This is a genomic window from Pseudomonas sp. RIT778, assembly GCF_019718735.1.
GTDB classification, from domain to species: Bacteria; Pseudomonadota; Gammaproteobacteria; order Pseudomonadales; family Pseudomonadaceae; genus Aquipseudomonas; species Aquipseudomonas aphyarum.
In genome coordinates, this window is sequence record NZ_JAIHBA010000005.1 from 159,533 (window position 1) to 175,584 (window position 16,052).

Sequence of the window (16,052 nt, forward strand, 5' to 3'; positions counted from 1 at the left end):
CGATTTTTGCGATGCGGATACCGCTCTGGATCAATGTTTTGCCTGACAGGTTGTGCCAATTCCTGAGGCGCCCGGAAAACCGCAGGCAAAAAAACGCCCCGAACCAGTCGGGGCGTCAGTTTTTCGGCAATGCGGTTAGCTTTCTATCTATACGGTCCGCAAAGGCCGTTCGTTCAGGCGAAGTCGATCAGTGGAACTGTTCTTCTTCGGTCGAACCGGTCAGCGCGGTCACCGAGGACGTGCCGCCCTGGATCACGGTGGTCATGTCGTCGAAGTAGCCAGTGCCCACTTCCTGCTGGTGAGCCACGAAGGTGTAACCCTTGGCGGCGTCAGCGAATTCCTGCTCTTGCAGCTTAACGTAGGCAGTCATGTCGTTGCGGGCGTAGTCGTGCGCCAGGTTGAACATGCTGTGCCACATGTTGTGAATGCCGGCCAGGGTGATGAACTGGTGCTTGTAACCCATGGCGGACAGTTCGCGCTGGAACTTGGCGATGGTCGCGTCGTCCAGGTTTTTCTTCCAGTTGAAGGAAGGCGAGCAGTTGTACGACAGGATCTGGTCCGGGTATTCCTTCTTGATCGCTTCGGCGAAACGACGGGCTTCGTCCAGGTCCGGCTTGGCGGTTTCGCACCAGATCAGGTCGGCGTACGGCGCGTAGGCCAGGCCACGGGCGATTGCCTGGTCCAGACCGGCACGAACCTTGTAGAAACCTTCCTGAGTACGATCGCCGGTTACGAACGGCTTGTCGTACGGGTCGCAATCGGAAGTCAGCAGGTCGGCAGCGTTGGCGTCGGTACGGGCCAGGATGATGGTCGGTACACCGGCAACGTCGGCAGCCAGACGAGCAGCGGTCAGCTTCTGTACGGCTTCCTGGGTTGGAACCAGAACCTTGCCGCCCATGTGGCCGCATTTCTTCACGGAAGCCAGCTGGTCTTCGAAGTGAACGCCGGCGGCGCCTGCTTCGATCATGCTCTTCATCAGCTCGTAGGCGTTCAGTACGCCGCCGAAACCGGCTTCGGCGTCAGCCACGATTGGCGCGAAGTAGTCGATGTAGCCATCGTCGCCCGGGTTCTTGCCGGCTTTCCACTGGATCTGGTCGGCACGACGGAACGAGTTGTTGATGCGCTTGACCACGGTTGGAACCGAGTCCACCGGGTACAGCGACTGGTCCGGGTACATCGATTCGGCGGAGTTGTTGTCCGCAGCGACTTGCCAGCCCGACAGGTAGATCGCCTGGATACCGGCTTTGACCTGCTGCACAGCCTGGCCGCCGGTCAGGGCGCCCATGCAGTTGACGAAATCTTTCTCTGGGCGGAAGGACGGCTTGGCACCCTGGGTGACCAGGTTCCACAGTTTTTCGGCGCCCATTTTTGCAAAGGTGTGCTCTGGTTGAACCGAGCCACGCAGACGGACGACGTCAGCAGCGGAGTAATTGCGAGTCACGCCTTTCCAGCGCGGGTTTTCAGCCCAGTCTTTTTCAAGGGCTGCAATTTGCTGTTCGCGTGTCAGTGCCATGGAGATAAACCTCGTCGCGTCTTTATGAAAAGTTGTTCTGCGGTGGAAAATTCCTTGCGCTCGCTGACCAGAAGCTTAGGTGGTCAGGTCGGGTTCGGCGGGGCAGGCGACGGGATGAACGATGGGCTCGAGGGGAAGTGAGCAGGTAAAGGCGAACTGGCGGGCGCATTCGGGCGTCGTGGGCCTTTATACGAACTACAGTGTAAAGCCGGGTTACCTAATTACGCTTCCGTCCCTCGGGACAACTTCGTTCCAGTCGGCAACCTCGTCAAACACACCTTGTGGGCGGTACAGACACGAAACGGCTCGCGGGGATGGTTGCGAGCATCGCTTCGAAGGCCCTTGCCAGGGCCTCTGATTAGCGGGAGCGAGGCCATCATGCCTTCGCTTTTTTGGCTCGTCAAACGTTTTGTAGTGCTTTTTTTCAAGCACTACATCTTTCGTCTAATACGACTAATCAGTCAGTTTTTGGTGCTTTAGTCCAACGTGTCGACTTTCACCCGCAACGTCATGTCATCCCGGCCTTGAGTCGAGTAGCTGCGGGCCAGGCCCTGTTTGTCGGCCTGGGTCTGGCGGTTCACGCCGGCGAGGGTGATCCATTCGCCCAGGCGTCCGGTGACGGTTGTGTCGGTGCTTTGCACGTTCACTACATCGGGACGTTCCTGGCTCATGCGGTCACGGTTGGTACTGATGGCCAGGTGAACGGTTTCGCCGGTGACGCTGGCGGTGACGTAAAAGCCCTGTGTGACGTTGCGATATTGAGTCTGGCTGCTGTAATCGCCGTAGGAGTTGGTCTGGCTGCTGGTGATCGGCACGCTCTGGCCAACCTGGATCAGCGCCGGTGCGCCTTCGCTGGCCTGGATCTGCTGAATGCCGCCGTCACGGCTGGCAGTGCTGCGGCTGATGATCCGGGTTTGAGCGCCGTTGACCGAATAACCTTCATCGCCACGGCCGTTGTTTTCGTTGGTGTCGACCGTGATCAGCAGGCGCTTGGGCGCGGTGTCGAGCTGCGAGAGCAGGTCCTTGAGTTCTTCGATCTTGCCGGGTTCGGCCTTGACGATCAGTTGGTTGCCATAAGCGCTGACCTGGCCGTCCTTGCCAAGGAAGTCCTGAGCCACCGGCAGCATGTCGGCGCTGGTGTGGTACTTGAGGGGCACGATTTCTGTGGCTGCCATCACCGAAAAACTGCAGCCGAGCAGCAGGGTGGTGAGCAGGGTGCGTAGGGACATGTCCGTTATCTCCGCTTTCGAAAGGCTAGATATTGCCAGTTTGTCGGCCCGGGGTGGGGCAAGTTGAATCGTAGACAGCAAAACGCCCCGGCATCGTGAGATGGCGGGGCGTTTTACGTGATCGTTCCCACGCTCCGCGTGGGAATGCAGCCAGTGACGCTCTGCGTCACATGCCGCAAGGGACGCGGAGCGTCCCGAGAGGCATTCCCACGCAGAGCGTGGGAACGATCGGCGCCTCGGTCTTAAGCTGAGTGACGAACCATGTCGACATGCGGAATCCCTGCTTCCAGGAATTCCTCGCTGACCAGGTTGAAACCCAGGCGCTCATAGAACGCCGTGGCCTGCACCTGGGCACTGAGCATCTGCTGCTTCAGGCCCCGTGCTTCCGCTTCGGCAATCACCGCTTGCATCAGCGCATCGCCCACCTTCAGCCCGCGCCAGTCCTTCAGCACCGAAACCCGGCCGACATGTCCATCAGGCAAGAGACGGGCGGTGCCGATCGGGAAGTCGCCTTCGAAAGCCAGGAAATGCACCGCCGTGGCGTCATCGGCGTCCCACTCAAGCTCGGGTGGAACCGATTGTTCGGCAATGAACACCGTTTCGCGAATGCGGCGGATCTCGGCGTTGTCCTTTTGCCAGTCTGCAACACGTACGCGAATCTTATTCATCGTCGGCGAACCCCAGGCTTCCCTGTTTGACCAGTTCGCACAGCAGGCCGCGACCGTCTTCGTCGCTCAGCCAGTCACCGAGGTTGTCGGTGTGCAGGGCGTCGGCGGAGCAGATCAGCTTGAGCAGTTCGCGCAGCTTGCCCGGCAGGTAACGGCTCTGGCCGCTGGCGAACAGCAGCAGGTCGTCATCGACGTCCGACCACGCCAGGCGTGCGCTCGGGTTGCGGATCAGGATGGCGCCATCTTCAAGCGCGCCGAGGAGGTCTTCTTCCCCGACTTCTTCCGGGCCGACCACCAGCTCTGGATAACGCGGCTCGGTCATGTACTGGCCGAACCAGGTCAGCAGCAGGCGTTCGTCGCTCATGTGCTCGGCGAGCAGGGCTTTCAGTCGGCCGAGTGCATCGTGCTGGATCTGATGTGGGTCATCGCTGACCGGTTTGGCATCGGCGTCGGTGTAGCGCTCTTCGTCAGTCAGGAACTGGCTGAGGAAATCGGTGAAGTGGGTCAGCACTTCAGCGGCGCTCGGTGCGCGGAAGCCGACCGAGTAGGTCATGCAGTCATCGACGGCAATGCCGCAGTGAGCCAGTCGCGGCGGCAGGTAGAGCATGTCGCCCGGTTCCAGAACCCACTCTTCGGTCTCGTGGAATTCGGCGAGGATGCGCAGGTCCGCGTGTTGCAGCAACGGGCTTTCGGAGTCGCACATCTGGCCGATTTTCCAGTTGCGCTTGCCGTGGCCTTGCAGCAGGAACACGTCGTAGTTGTCGAAGTGCGGGCCGACGCTGCCACCCGGGGCGGCGAAGCTGATCATCACGTCGTCGACGCGCCAGCTTGGCAGGAAACGGAAGTTTTCCAGCAGCTCGCTGACTTCCGGTACGAACTGATCGACGGCCTGCACCAGCAGAGTCCACTCGCGCTCCGGCAGTTTGCTGAATTCGTCTTCGGCGAACGGGCCGCGACGCAGTTCCCATGGACGCTCGCCGTGTTCGATCACCAGGCGCGATTCAACTTCTTCTTCCAGGGCCAGGCCGGCGAGTTCGTCGGCGTCGATCGGGCTTTCGAAATCAGGAATCGCCTGACGGATCAGCAGTGGTTTTTTCTGCCAGTAATCGCGCATGAATTCGCGCGCCGTAAGACCACCCAGAAGTTGAAGAGGAATATCGGGATTCATATGTAACCTATTGAAAAAAAGCATTTTTCAGACGGGAATAAAAACGCCCGGCGCGGCCGGGCGTCTCAAACGGGTCAAGCAGTCGATCAGATGCGTTTGGCTTGCGCTACAGCGTTGCCGATGTAGTTGGCCGGGGTCAGTTGCTTGAGCTCGGCTTTCGCAGCGGCCGGCATGTCCAGGCCATCGATGAAAGTCTGCAGCGCTTCAGGGCTGATGCCCTTGCCGCGAGTCAGTTCTTTCAGCTTCTCGTACGGATTTTCGATGTTGTAGCGGCGCATCACGGTCTGGATCGGCTCGGCCAGGACTTCCCAGCAAGCGTCCAGATCGGCAGCGATCTTGTCAGCGTTCAGCTCGAGCTTGCTGATGCCTTTGAGGCTCGCTTCGTACGCGATCACGCTGTGGGCGAAGCCGACACCGAGGTTACGCAGAACGGTGGAGTCGGTCAGGTCGCGCTGCCAGCGGGAGATCGGCAGTTTGCTCGCCAGGTGCTGGAACAGCGCGTTGGCGATGCCCAGGTTGCCTTCGGAGTTTTCGAAGTCGATCGGGTTGACCTTGTGCGGCATGGTCGACGAACCGATTTCGCCGGCGATGGTGCGCTGCTTGAAGTAGCCCAGGGAGATGTAGCCCCAGATGTCACGGTCAAAGTCGATCAGGATGGTGTTGAAGCGCGCAATGGCGTCGAACAGCTCGGCGATGTAGTCGTGCGGCTCGATCTGCGTGGTGTACGGGTTGAAGCCCAGACCCAGCTCGTCTTCGATGAAGGCGCGGGCGTTGGCTTCCCAGTCGATCTGCGGGTAGGCCGACAGGTGAGCGTTGTAGTTGCCGACAGCGCCGTTGATCTTGCCCAGCAGCGGAACGGCAGCGACCTGAGCGATCTGACGCTCGAGACGGTAAACCACGTTCGCCAGCTCTTTACCCAGAGTGGTCGGCGAAGCCGGCTGACCGTGGGTGCGCGACAGCATCGGCACGTCGGCGAAGCGGATGGCCAATTCGCGGATGGCATTGGCGGTCTGGCGCATCAGCGGCAGCATCACGTCGTCACGGCCTTCGCGCAGCATCAGGGCGTGGGACAGGTTGTTGATGTCCTCGCTGGTGCAGGCGAAGTGGATGAATTCGCTGACCTTGGCCAGCTCAGGCAGCTTGGCCGCTTGCTCTTTGAGCAGATATTCGATCGCTTTTACGTCGTGGTTGGTGGTGCGCTCGATCTCTTTCACGCGCTCGGCGTGCTCCAGCGAGAAGTTTTCGGCCAATTCATTCAGAACGGCGTTGGCTTCGGCGGAGAAGGCTGGCACTTCCGGGATGCCGGCGTGAGCGGCCAGGCGCTGGAGCCAGCGCACTTCAACCAGAACGCGGGCACGGATCAGACCGTACTCGCTGAAAATTGGGCGCAGGGCCTGGGTTTTGCCGGCGTAGCGGCCGTCAACAGGGGAAACCGCAGTGAGCGAAGAGAGCTGCATGGGGTGTTCTCGGACAGTCGGGCAACGAAATGGGGCGCGTATCATACATGAAAAAATCCGCCGGTCCGTCGCCAACTGACCGGCGTATTACGCGTTACAGACTACAAAGCTTTTGTTGCGCGACGATTTACTCGCTGCGCATCAACGGATACAGCTCTTTGAGCAATTTGCGTCGGCTGACGACCAGCTGCCAGCGATGGCCGCCGAGCTGACGCCACAGGCGTGCCGAACGAATGCCGGCGAGCAGCAGGGCGCGGATCTTCGAGGCATTGCTCGGCTGCTGCAGGTTGCGCATGTCGCCATGCACCTGAATGCGTTGGCGCAGCGTGCTCAGGGTGTCCTGATACAGCGCACCGCAGGCCGCGATCACGTTTTCGTGGGCCGGGCCGAAATGTTCGACCTGCGACTGGATCTGCGGCAAGCGCTTGCCGATCACGTCGAGCATGTCGTTGCGCTTGGCCAGTTGCCGCTCGAGGCCGAGCATCGACAGGGCGTAGCGCAGCGGTTCGCGCTGCAAGGTGCTCGGGTCGCGCTCGAGGGCGCCGATCAGCGCGCGGTAACCCTCGCGCAGGTTGATGTCGTCGCCGCCGTAAACATCCAGGGTGTCTTTCGGGTCGCGAACCAGCAGGCTGCCGAGCATGCAGCTCAGGCCGGCCTCGTTGGTCTGGCCGGTCTTGGCGATCCGGTCGACCAGCACGGCGGCGAGAAACACGCCGCCCAGAGCGGTCAATTGCTCCTGAGTCGGGCTCATGCCTGGCCGCTCCACGGCTCGGCGACTTCGATCACGCCGCCACCGAGGCAGATTTCACCGTCATAGAACACCACCGACTGGCCCGGCGTGACCGCGCGTTGCGGCTCGTCGAACACGGCGCGATAACCGGTCTCGGTTTTTTCCAGCGTGCAGGCCTGATCGCTCTGGCGATAACGAACCTTGGCGGTCAGGCGCAGCGGCTGGCTCAGGTCGATCGGGTTGACCCAATAGATTTCCGAAGCGAGCAGGGCGCTGGAGAACAGCCACGGATGGTTGTTGCCCTGGCCGACGATCAGCTCGTTGGTGTCCAGATCCTTGCGCAGCACGTACCACGGCTCGTCGCCGGCGTCTTTCAGGCCACCGATGCCCAGGCCCTGACGCTGGCCGATGGTGTGGTACATCAAACCGTGGTGGCGGCCGATGACTTCGCCTTCGGTAGTCTTGATCTCGCCCGGTTGCGCCGGCAGGTATTGCTTGAGGAAATCGCTGAAGCGACGCTCGCCGATGAAGCAGATCCCGGTGGAATCCTTCTTCTTGGCAGTCGCCAGCTCGTATTTCTCGGCAATGGCACGGACTTCCGGCTTTTCCAGCTCGCCGACCGGGAACAGGGTCTTGGCGATCTGTTCGCCGCCGACGGCGTGCAGGAAGTAGCTCTGATCCTTGTTCGGATCCAGGCCTTTGAGCAGCTCGGTGCGGCCATCGATGTCGCGGCGGCGCACGTAGTGACCGGTAGCGATCAGGTCGGCACCGAGCATCATGGCGTAGTCGAGGAACGCCTTGAACTTGATCTCGCGGTTGCACAGGATGTCCGGGTTCGGCGTGCGGCCGGCCTTGTATTCGGCCAGGAAGTGCTCGAACACGTTGTCCCAGTACTCGGCGGCGAAGTTGGCGGTGTGCAGCTTGATACCGATCTTGTCGCACACAGCCTGAGCATCCGCCAGGTCGTCCATGGCGGTGCAGTATTCCGTTCCGTCGTCTTCTTCCCAGTTCTTCATGAACAGGCCTTCCACTTCGTAACCCTGCTCGATCAGCAGGAGAGCGGAAACGGAAGAGTCCACGCCGCCGGACATGCCGACAATGACGCGCTTCTTGGATGTGTCAGAAGGGGCTGGATCACGCATAGGGATTCAATGAGTGTCTTGAAAAAGGACGCGATTCTATCAGGCTCACGGCCTCAAGGCTAAAGGGAAGGGCGGATCAGTTCGAGGCCGAAGCGATTGCCGGCCAGATAATCATCGATGCAGCGGATGATCAGCTCGCTGCGCCAGTGCTCGCGCTGCTCCAATAATTCGTCGCGGGTCAGCCACTTGGCGCCGACGATGCCGTCGTCGAGCTGATAATCCGGGTGATGTTTCAAGGCTTTGGCGCTGAAGCATACGCGCTGGTAAGTCACGCCGTTGCTCGGGGCGGTGTACAGATAAATGCCGACCACAGCAGTGGGCTCGACGTCCCAGCCGGTTTCTTCGAGGGTTTCGCGCACGGAGGCTTCGATCAGGGTTTCGTCCGGATCCAGATGACCGGCGGGCTGATTGAGCACGTTACGCCCGGCCTTGTGTTCCTCGACCATCAGGAAGCGGCCGTTGTCCTCGACGATGGTGGCGACGGTGATGTGGGGGAGCCATTGCATTGATTGAATCTCCTGGGCGAAAGGCAGAAACACAAACCCCGGCGCATGGCCGGGGTTTGTGATGTTCCCTTTACAACCTTATACCAGCGCAGCGATGGCCGCGTTGAGGGTTGCGCTAGGGCGCATGGCCTTGCTGATCAGCTCGGCATTGGCGTGGTAGTAACCGCCGATGTCCACTGGCTTGCCTTGAACGGCGTTGAGCTCGGCGACGATGGTCGCTTCGTTCTCGGTCAGGGTCTTGGCCAGAGTCGCGAACTGCGCTTGCAGTGCAGCGTCTTCGGTCTGGGCGGCCAGGGCTTGTGCCCAGTACATTGCCAGGTAGAAGTGGCTGCCGCGGTTGTCGATGTTGCCGACTTTGCGCGATGGCGACTTGTTGTTGTCGAGGAACTGGCCGGTGGCCTGGTCCAGGGTCTTGGACAGAACCAGCGCTTTCGGGTTGTTGTAGTTCACACCCAGGTGCTCGAGAGAAGCGGCCAGGGCCAGGAATTCACCCAGCGAATCCCAGCGCAGGAAGTTCTCTTCGACCAGTTGCTGCACGTGCTTCGGAGCCGAACCGCCAGCGCCGGTTTCGAACAGGCCACCGCCGTTCATCAGCGGCACGATCGACAGCATCTTGGCGCTGGTGCCCAGTTCCATGATCGGGAACAGGTCGGTCAGGTAGTCACGCAGTACGTTGCCGGTCACCGAAATGGTGTCCTTGCCTTCGCGGGTGCGCTGCAGGGTGTATTTCATGGCATCGACCGGCGCCATGATCTGGATGTCCAGACCAGCGGTGTCGTGATCTTTCAGGTAAGCCTGAACCTTCTCGATCACCACGCCGTCGTGGGCGCGCATCGGGTCCAGCCAGAAAATGGCTGGAGTTGCGCTTGCACGAGCGCGGTTGACGGCCAGTTTGACCCAGTCCTGGATCGGCGCGTCTTTGGTCTGGCACATGCGGAAGATGTCGCCGGCTTCAACAGCCTGTTCCATCAGCAGGGTGCCTTTGCTGTCGGTCACGCGAACCACGCCGTCGGCCTTGATCTGGAAGGTCTTGTCGTGGGAGCCGTATTCTTCGGCCTTTTTAGCCATCAGGCCAACGTTTGGCACGCTGCCCATGGTTGTCGGATCGAAAGCACCATTGGCTTTGCAATCTTCGATCACGGCCTGGTAGATGGTGGCGTAGCAACGATCCGGGATCACAGCCTTGGTGTCGTGCAGCTGGCCGTCGGTGCCCCACATCTTGCCGGAGTCACGGATCATGGCCGGCATCGAGGCGTCGACGATAACGTCGCTCGGCACGTGCAGGTTGGTGATGCCTTTGTCGGAGTTGACCATCGCCAGCGACGGACGAACGGCGTAGACCGCTTGCACGTCAGCTTCGATCTGGGCTTGCTGCTCGGCCGGCAGGGATTTGATGCGGGCGTACAGGTCGCCGATGCCGTTGTTCAGGTTGAAGCCGATCTCGGCCAGCACGTCGGCGTGCTTGGTCAGGGCGTCCTTGTAGAACTCGGCAACGATCTGGCCGAACATGATCGGGTCGGAGACCTTCATCATGGTGGCTTTCAGGTGAACCGACAGCAGCACGCCTTGTTGCTTGGCGCTGTCGATCTCAGCGGCGATGAATGCGCGCAGGGCCTTTTTGCTCATCACGGAGCAGTCGAGGATCTCGCCCGCCTGAACGGTGGTTTTTTCTTTCAGGACGGTAGCGGTGCCGTCTTTGGCGATCAGCTCGATCTTCACGGCGTCAGCGGCGTCGATCAGGGCAGCTTTTTCGCTGCCGTAGAAATCGCCGGTGCTCATGTGAGCGACGTGGGACTTGGAGTCCTTGGCCCAGGCGCCCATTTTGTGCGGGTGCTTGCGAGCGTAGTTCTTGACCGACAGCGGAGCGCGACGGTCGGAGTTGCCTTCACGCAGGACCGGGTTCACGGCGCTGCCCTTGACCTTGTCGTAACGCGCCTTGGCATCTTTGTCGGCGTCGCTGGTCACGGTTTCCGGGTAGTCCGGCAGGTTGTAGCCCTGGGCTTGCAGTTCTTTGATCGCGGCTTGCAGTTGCGGAACCGAGGCGCTGATGTTCGGCAGCTTGATGATGTTGGCTTCAGGCGTAACGGCCAGGTCGCCCAGTTCGGCGAGGTGGTCGGCTACGGCTTTGTCGCCCAGTTGCTCGGGGAAGCTGGCCAGAATACGTGCTGCAAGAGAGATATCGCGGGTTTCCACGGCGATATCGGCCGAGGCGGTGTAAGCCTCGATGATCGGCAGCAGGGAATAGGTGGCGAGGGCTGGAGCTTCGTCGGTGAAGGTATAGATGATCTTCGAGCGGGTGGGCATATTCGGATTAACTCTCTCTTCTTTGCTAAAGCGTGCGCAGAAACTCGAGGGGCGCCGGGTAAGCGCGTTCGTTCAAAGTCATCCATGAACCGAATGTCGAGAATCTTCGCGGTGATGTTGGGTGCATCAGTAGAGCGTCAAGCAGTCGGACTGCGGTAACAACCCGACCAATCAGGCGGAAAGTCTCGTGCTAGAGAGGCCAGCCGTCGTGACCCTTTGGTCAGCGGGCGGCATTATACATAGGTAGCTGGCAATCTGCCGATGGTTCATATGCAACGATTCTCGTCCATTGGTCTAAAGGTCGCAGGGCGGGGTGGGGCGTAGAGTCGCCGTGAATGCTTGAGATTGGCGCTTTTCCCTTTGCTTTCAGGCTTGTACGAAACGAGATGTGGCCGCGCCCGGAACAGAGGGTTTGCGTGTTGATTCAACTGGGTTACGCTCGAACCAAGCCAGATGTTCAATCCAAACAATGGAGTTCAGCATGGGTTACAAGAAGATTCAGGTTCCAGCCGTCGGCGACAAAATCACCGTCAACGCAGACCATTCTCTCAATGTCCCTGATAACCCGATCATTCCCTTCATCGAAGGTGACGGCATTGGCGTCGACGTCAGCCCTGTGATGATCAAAGTGGTTGATGCTGCCGTAGAAAAAGCCTACGGGGGCAAGCGCAAGATTTCCTGGATGGAGGTTTATGCTGGCGAAAAAGCAACTCAGGTTTATGACCAGGACACCTGGCTGCCCCAGGAAACCCTGGACGCGGTCAAGGATTACGTGGTTTCCATCAAAGGCCCGCTGACCACTCCGGTCGGTGGCGGCATCCGTTCCCTCAACGTTGCCCTGCGCCAACAGCTCGATCTCTATGTCTGCCTGCGCCCTGTGGTGTGGTTCGAAGGCGTGCCGAGCCCGGTGAAAAAGCCTGGCGACGTCGACATGGTGATCTTCCGCGAGAACTCCGAAGACATTTATGCCGGTATCGAATGGAAAGCCGGCTCCCCTGAAGCCACCAAGGTCATCAAGTTCCTGAAAGAAGAAATGGGCGTCACCAAGATCCGTTTCGACCAGGACTGCGGCATCGGCATCAAGCCGGTTTCGAAAGAAGGCACCAAGCGTCTGGTGCGCAAGGCCCTGCAATACGTGGTGGACAACGACCGCAAGTCGCTGACCATCGTGCACAAGGGCAACATCATGAAATTCACCGAAGGTGCTTTCAAGGACTGGGGCTACGAGGTGGCGAAGGAAGAATTCGGTGCCGAGCTGCTCGATGGCGGCCCATGGATGAAGTTCAAGAACCCGAAAACCGGCCGTGAAGTCGTCGTCAAGGACGCCATCGCCGACGCCATGCTCCAGCAGATCCTGCTGCGTCCGGCCGAATACGATGTGATCGCCACCCTCAACCTCAACGGTGACTACCTGTCCGACGCCCTGGCGGCGGAAGTGGGCGGTATCGGTATCGCGCCGGGTGCCAACCTGTCCGACACCGTGGCCATGTTCGAGGCGACCCACGGTACCGCGCCGAAATATGCCGGCAAGGACCAGGTCAACCCGGGCTCGGTGATTCTGTCGGCGGAAATGATGCTGCGTCACCTGGGCTGGACCGAAGCGGCCGACCTGATCATCAAGGGCACCAATGGCGCCATCAAGGCCAAGACCGTGACCTACGACTTCGAACGTCTGATGGAAGGCGCCACACTGGTGTCTTCTTCGGGCTTCGGTGAAGCGCTGATCAAGCACATGTAATAAAGACGTCTGCAACGAAACCGCCCGGCTCGAGTGATCGAGCCGGGCGGTTTGTTTTCTGGCAGGTGTTCGGGTCGCTTCAGCTGGTCACTGACTGGTGCTGAGCGGCTGCCGAGGCGGCATCTTTTGCGGCTTCGACATTCTGAATTTTTGTGGCGTGCAGGCCTTTGGGGCCTTGTACGATCTCGAATTTGACGATTTGCCCGGCTTTGAGGGTTTTGTATCCGTCCATTTCAATGGCGGAATAGTGGGCAAAGAAATCAATTTCCTTGCCGTCCTCGTCCTTCCCCTCGCGGGAGTCGGTGTTGATGAAACCGAACCCCTTGGAATTATTGAACCATTTCACCTTGCCGACAGCCATGCTCAAATCCCTCTGCAACAGTCTCCATCGCTGGAGTATCATCCAATTCATCCGCAGTCGAATCCGTTAAAAAGATTGACTCCGCGGATCTTTTTTCCCCACTGTGGGTTCTATTGGTTGTAACACCGTTTTCCCGATAGTCAAGGTGACCGGGCAGTCGGAGTTGAAAACGTGTCAAGCCGCCCCCACCACTGTATTTGCACAACTGACGAACCTTTCTTTCCATGCATGCAATCAGCCAGATTCGACTAACATTCAATCAGGATCGCCCGCTTCTCCAAAAGGATCTTCCACAGGAGCACGACGACGATTCGGCAGGCGTTGCTGTTCAGGAAGCAAAGCCTGCGTTACAGGCGCCGCCGATGTACAAGGTGGTTTTGTTTAATGATGACTACACACCGATGGATTTCGTCGTCGAAGTGCTCGAGGTGTTTTTTAACCTGAATCGCGAGCTGGCGACCAAGGTCATGCTGGCCGTCCACACAGAAGGGCGGGCAGTATGTGGAGTGTTTACCCGCGACATCGCCGAGACAAAGGCCATGCAGGTCAACCAGTACGCCAGGGAAAGCCAGCATCCGCTACTCTGTGAAATCGAGAAGGACGGTTAATCGCCGACCACTTGGGTATGAGGTGAAGCTATGTTAAACCGCGAGCTCGAAGTCACCCTCAATCTTGCCTTCAAGGAGGCACGTTCGAAACGTCATGAATTCATGACCGTCGAACACCTGCTGCTGGCCCTATTGGACAATGAGGCTGCCGCCACCGTATTGCGTGCCTGCGGCGCAAACCTCGACAAACTCAAGCACGACCTGCAGGAGTTCATCGACTCCACCACGCCACTGATCCCCGTCCATGACGAGGATCGCGAAACCCAGCCAACCCTGGGCTTCCAGCGTGTGCTGCAACGTGCTGTCTTTCATGTGCAGAGCTCGGGCAAACGCGAAGTGACCGGCGCCAACGTGCTGGTTGCAATCTTCAGTGAGCAAGAGAGTCAGGCGGTGTTCCTGCTGAAACAGCAGAGCGTTGCACGCATTGATGTCGTCAACTATATCGCCCACGGCATTTCCAAAGTGCCGGGGCATGGCGATCACTCTGAAGGTGAACAAGATATGCAGGACGACGAGGGCGGTGAGTCTTCTTCTTCAGGCAATCCGCTGGACGCTTATGCCAGCAACCTCAACGAACTCGCACGCCAGGGCCGGATCGATCCGCTGGTCGGGCGTGAAACGGAAGTCGAGCGTGTCGCGCAGATTCTCGCGCGCCGTCGCAAGAACAATCCGCTGCTGGTAGGCGAGGCTGGCGTGGGTAAAACCGCGATTGCCGAAGGCCTGGCCAAGCGTATTGTCGACAACCAGGTGCCGGACCTGCTGGCCAACAGCGTCGTTTATTCCCTTGATCTGGGCGCTCTGCTCGCGGGCACCAAGTATCGCGGTGATTTCGAGAAGCGCTTCAAGGCGCTGCTCAACGAACTGAAAAAACGTCCGCAGGCGATCCTGTTCATCGACGAGATCCACACCATCATCGGTGCGGGTGCTGCGTCCGGTGGCGTCATGGATGCCTCGAACCTGCTCAAACCGCTGCTGTCGTCTGGCGACATTCGCTGCATCGGCTCGACCACGTTCCAGGAATTCCGTGGCATCTTCGAAAAAGACCGTGCCCTGGCACGTCGCTTCCAGAAGGTCGATGTCGTCGAGCCGTCGGTGGAAGATACCATCGGTATTCTGCGTGGCCTGAAAGGGCGTTTCGAGCAGCATCACAACATCGAATACAGCGATGAGTCGCTGCGCGCCGCTGCGGAACTGGCTTCGCGCTACATCAATGACCGGCACATGCCGGACAAGGCCATCGATGTGATCGACGAGGCGGGTGCCTACCAGCGTCTGCAACCGGTCGAGAAGCGTGTGAAACGCATCGAAGTGCCTGAGGTCGAGGACATCGTTGCGAAAATCGCGCGGATTCCGCCGAAGCACGTCACCAGCTCCGACAAGGAACTGCTGCGTAACCTCGAGCGCGACCTGAAGCTGACGGTGTTTGGTCAGGACGCGGCGATCGATTCGCTGTCGACTGCGATCAAACTGTCCCGTGCCGGTCTCAAGTCGCCTGACAAACCTGTCGGTTCGTTCCTGTTCGCAGGGCCGACCGGTGTCGGTAAAACCGAAGCCGCGCGTCAATTGGCCAAGGCGCTGGGGATTGAACTGGTTCGCTTCGACATGTCCGAGTACATGGAGCGCCACACCGTATCGCGTCTGATCGGTGCGCCTCCGGGTTATGTCGGTTTCGACCAGGGCGGTCTGTTGACCGAAGCGATCACCAAGCAACCGCATTGCGTATTGTTGCTCGATGAAATCGAGAAGGCGCATCCGGAAGTCTTCAACCTGCTGCTGCAGGTGATGGACCACGGCACGCTGACCGACAACAACGGGCGCAAGGCGGACTTCCGCAACGTGATCGTGATCATGACCACCAACGCCGGTGCTGAAACGGCGGCGCGTGCTTCGATCGGTTTCACCCATCAGGACCACTCGTCCGATGCGATGGAAGTGATCAAGAAGAGCTTCACGCCGGAATTCCGCAACCGTCTGGATACCATCATTCAGTTTGGTCGCCTCAGTCACGAGGTCATCAAAAGCGTGGTGGACAAGTTCCTTACCGAGCTTCAGGCGCAGCTGGAAGACAAGCGTGTGCTTCTGGAAGTCACCGATGCGGCGCGCAGTTGGCTGGCGGCCGGTGGTTACGATTCGGCCATGGGCGCTCGTCCGATGGCGCGTCTGATCCAGGACAAGATCAAGCGTCCGCTGGCGGAGGAGATTCTGTTTGGTGAGCTGGCCGAGCATGGCGGTGTGGTTCACATCGACATCAAGGATGGTGAGTTGACGTTTGACTTCGAGACCACCGCAGAAATGGCTTGATGGCCGGGAAGTGAAAAGGCGCCTTCGGGCGCCTTTTTATTGTCTGTTTGTTTGGTGTGAATATCCGTTGTTGCGGTAACGGCTTCTTAGGGTTCCGCCCTTACGGCGGGTCACTTTTGGCAAACGCCCCAAAAGTAACCAAAAAGTCTCTAACCCTGACGTACGGCCCCTCGCTGAGGCTCGGGGTTCCTTCGCTCCGTGATTGATCCGGGGGCATCGCCTACGGTTTGCTTCGCTGCACCTCCTCTCGATGCATGCGGCTGCGCCGCACGGTCGCTGCGCTCCCACCCCCGGATCAATCCCTCCACTCAGCCTGCCGACGGGCCC

At 59.5% G+C, this 16,052-nt stretch carries 13 protein-coding genes; 3 read left to right on the forward strand and 10 right to left on the reverse strand.

Annotation, left to right across the window (positions count from 1 at the left end):
- Positions 1-187 precede the first annotated feature (187 nt).
- The 9 genes from aceA to K5E37_RS04705 form a co-directional block, all read right to left on the reverse strand.
- Positions 188-1,513, reverse strand: a complete 1,326-nt coding sequence (gene aceA, locus K5E37_RS04665) for an isocitrate lyase (protein ID WP_127798722.1) — start codon at positions 1,511-1,513, stop codon at positions 188-190.
- A 476-nt stretch (positions 1,514-1,989) separates the two neighbouring features.
- Positions 1,990-2,742 carry a secretin N-terminal domain-containing protein gene (locus K5E37_RS04670; protein ID WP_085609247.1) on the reverse strand — a complete coding sequence of 251 codons (753 nt, stop codon included), beginning with the start codon at positions 2,740-2,742 and terminating at the stop codon, positions 1,990-1,992.
- A 242-nt stretch (positions 2,743-2,984) separates the two neighbouring features.
- Entirely contained in the window at positions 2,985-3,410 is a 426-nt protein-coding gene (locus tag K5E37_RS04675) for a GNAT family N-acetyltransferase (protein ID WP_007951452.1), read from the reverse strand.
- Positions 3,403-4,578 carry a cupin domain-containing protein gene (locus K5E37_RS04680; RefSeq protein ID WP_221533238.1) on the reverse strand — a complete coding sequence of 392 codons (1,176 nt, stop codon included), beginning with the start codon at positions 4,576-4,578 and terminating at the stop codon, positions 3,403-3,405. Before K5E37_RS04680 ends, K5E37_RS04675 begins: the two co-directional genes overlap by 8 nt.
- An 86-nt stretch (positions 4,579-4,664) precedes the next feature.
- Positions 4,665-6,035 carry an adenylosuccinate lyase gene (gene purB / locus K5E37_RS04685; RefSeq protein ID WP_039767413.1) on the reverse strand — a complete coding sequence of 457 codons (1,371 nt, stop codon included), beginning with the start codon at positions 6,033-6,035 and terminating at the stop codon, positions 4,665-4,667.
- A 127-nt stretch (positions 6,036-6,162) separates the two neighbouring features.
- Complete coding sequence (gene hflD, locus K5E37_RS04690) at positions 6,163-6,786, reverse strand: high frequency lysogenization protein HflD (protein ID WP_039767411.1); 624 nt, start codon at positions 6,784-6,786, stop codon at positions 6,163-6,165.
- Complete coding sequence (gene mnmA, locus K5E37_RS04695; RefSeq protein WP_074688946.1) at positions 6,783-7,907, reverse strand: tRNA 2-thiouridine(34) synthase MnmA; 1,125 nt, start codon at positions 7,905-7,907, stop codon at positions 6,783-6,785. The genes hflD and mnmA overlap by 4 nt, the downstream gene beginning before the upstream one ends.
- Before the next feature lie 59 nt (positions 7,908-7,966).
- Positions 7,967-8,413, reverse strand: a complete 447-nt coding sequence (locus tag K5E37_RS04700) for an NUDIX hydrolase (protein ID WP_221533239.1) — start codon at positions 8,411-8,413, stop codon at positions 7,967-7,969.
- A 78-nt stretch (positions 8,414-8,491) separates the two neighbouring features.
- Complete coding sequence (locus K5E37_RS04705; protein ID WP_085689990.1) at positions 8,492-10,717, reverse strand: NADP-dependent isocitrate dehydrogenase; 2,226 nt, start codon at positions 10,715-10,717, stop codon at positions 8,492-8,494.
- 481 nt (positions 10,718-11,198) lie between these two features.
- On the opposite strand from K5E37_RS04705, the gene icd reads away from it, so the two are divergent.
- A complete protein-coding gene (gene icd / locus K5E37_RS04710; protein ID WP_007951441.1) occupies positions 11,199-12,455 on the forward strand; it encodes an NADP-dependent isocitrate dehydrogenase in 1,257 nt (418 codons plus the stop codon).
- A 79-nt stretch (positions 12,456-12,534) separates the two neighbouring features.
- Here icd and K5E37_RS04715 read toward each other — a convergent pair whose 3' ends face one another.
- Complete coding sequence (locus tag K5E37_RS04715) at positions 12,535-12,816, reverse strand: cold shock domain-containing protein (RefSeq protein ID WP_127798714.1); 282 nt, start codon at positions 12,814-12,816, stop codon at positions 12,535-12,537.
- Between the two features lie 224 nt (positions 12,817-13,040).
- Here K5E37_RS04715 and clpS point away from each other — a divergent pair, with 224 nt between their 5' ends.
- Complete coding sequence (gene clpS, locus K5E37_RS04720; RefSeq protein ID WP_011334948.1) at positions 13,041-13,424, forward strand: ATP-dependent Clp protease adapter ClpS; 384 nt, start codon at positions 13,041-13,043, stop codon at positions 13,422-13,424.
- 30 nt (positions 13,425-13,454) lie between these two features.
- Complete coding sequence (clpA, locus tag K5E37_RS04725) at positions 13,455-15,725, forward strand: ATP-dependent Clp protease ATP-binding subunit ClpA (protein ID WP_007951436.1); 2,271 nt, start codon at positions 13,455-13,457, stop codon at positions 15,723-15,725.
- Positions 15,726-16,052: the final 327 nt, after the last annotated feature.

Coding starts and splice junctions, on each gene's coding strand:
- aceA (WP_127798722.1), bottom strand. CDS start 1,513: ATGGCACTGACACGCGAACAGCAAATTGCAGCCCTTGAAAAAGACTGG.
- purB (WP_039767413.1), bottom strand. CDS start 6,035: ATGCAGCTCTCTTCGCTCACTGCGGTTTCCCCTGTTGACGGCCGCTAC.
- mnmA (WP_074688946.1), bottom strand. CDS start 7,907: ATGCGTGATCCAGCCCCTTCTGACACATCCAAGAAGCGCGTCATTGTC.
- hflD (WP_039767411.1), bottom strand. CDS start 6,786: ATGAGCCCGACTCAGGAGCAATTGACCGCTCTGGGCGGCGTGTTTCTC.
- K5E37_RS04705 (WP_085689990.1), bottom strand. CDS start 10,717: ATGCCCACCCGCTCGAAGATCATCTATACCTTCACCGACGAAGCTCCA.
- K5E37_RS04670 (WP_085609247.1), bottom strand. CDS start 2,742: ATGTCCCTACGCACCCTGCTCACCACCCTGCTGCTCGGCTGCAGTTTT.
- K5E37_RS04680 (WP_221533238.1), bottom strand. CDS start 4,578: ATGAATCCCGATATTCCTCTTCAACTTCTGGGTGGTCTTACGGCGCGC.
- icd (WP_007951441.1), top strand. CDS start 11,199: ATGGGTTACAAGAAGATTCAGGTTCCAGCCGTCGGCGACAAAATCACC.
- clpA (WP_007951436.1), top strand. CDS start 13,455: ATGTTAAACCGCGAGCTCGAAGTCACCCTCAATCTTGCCTTCAAGGAG.
- K5E37_RS04700 (WP_221533239.1), bottom strand. CDS start 8,413: ATGCAATGGCTCCCCCACATCACCGTCGCCACCATCGTCGAGGACAAC.
- clpS (WP_011334948.1), top strand. CDS start 13,041: ATGCATGCAATCAGCCAGATTCGACTAACATTCAATCAGGATCGCCCG.
- K5E37_RS04715 (WP_127798714.1), bottom strand. CDS start 12,816: ATGGCTGTCGGCAAGGTGAAATGGTTCAATAATTCCAAGGGGTTCGGT.
- K5E37_RS04675 (WP_007951452.1), bottom strand. CDS start 3,410: ATGAATAAGATTCGCGTACGTGTTGCAGACTGGCAAAAGGACAACGCC.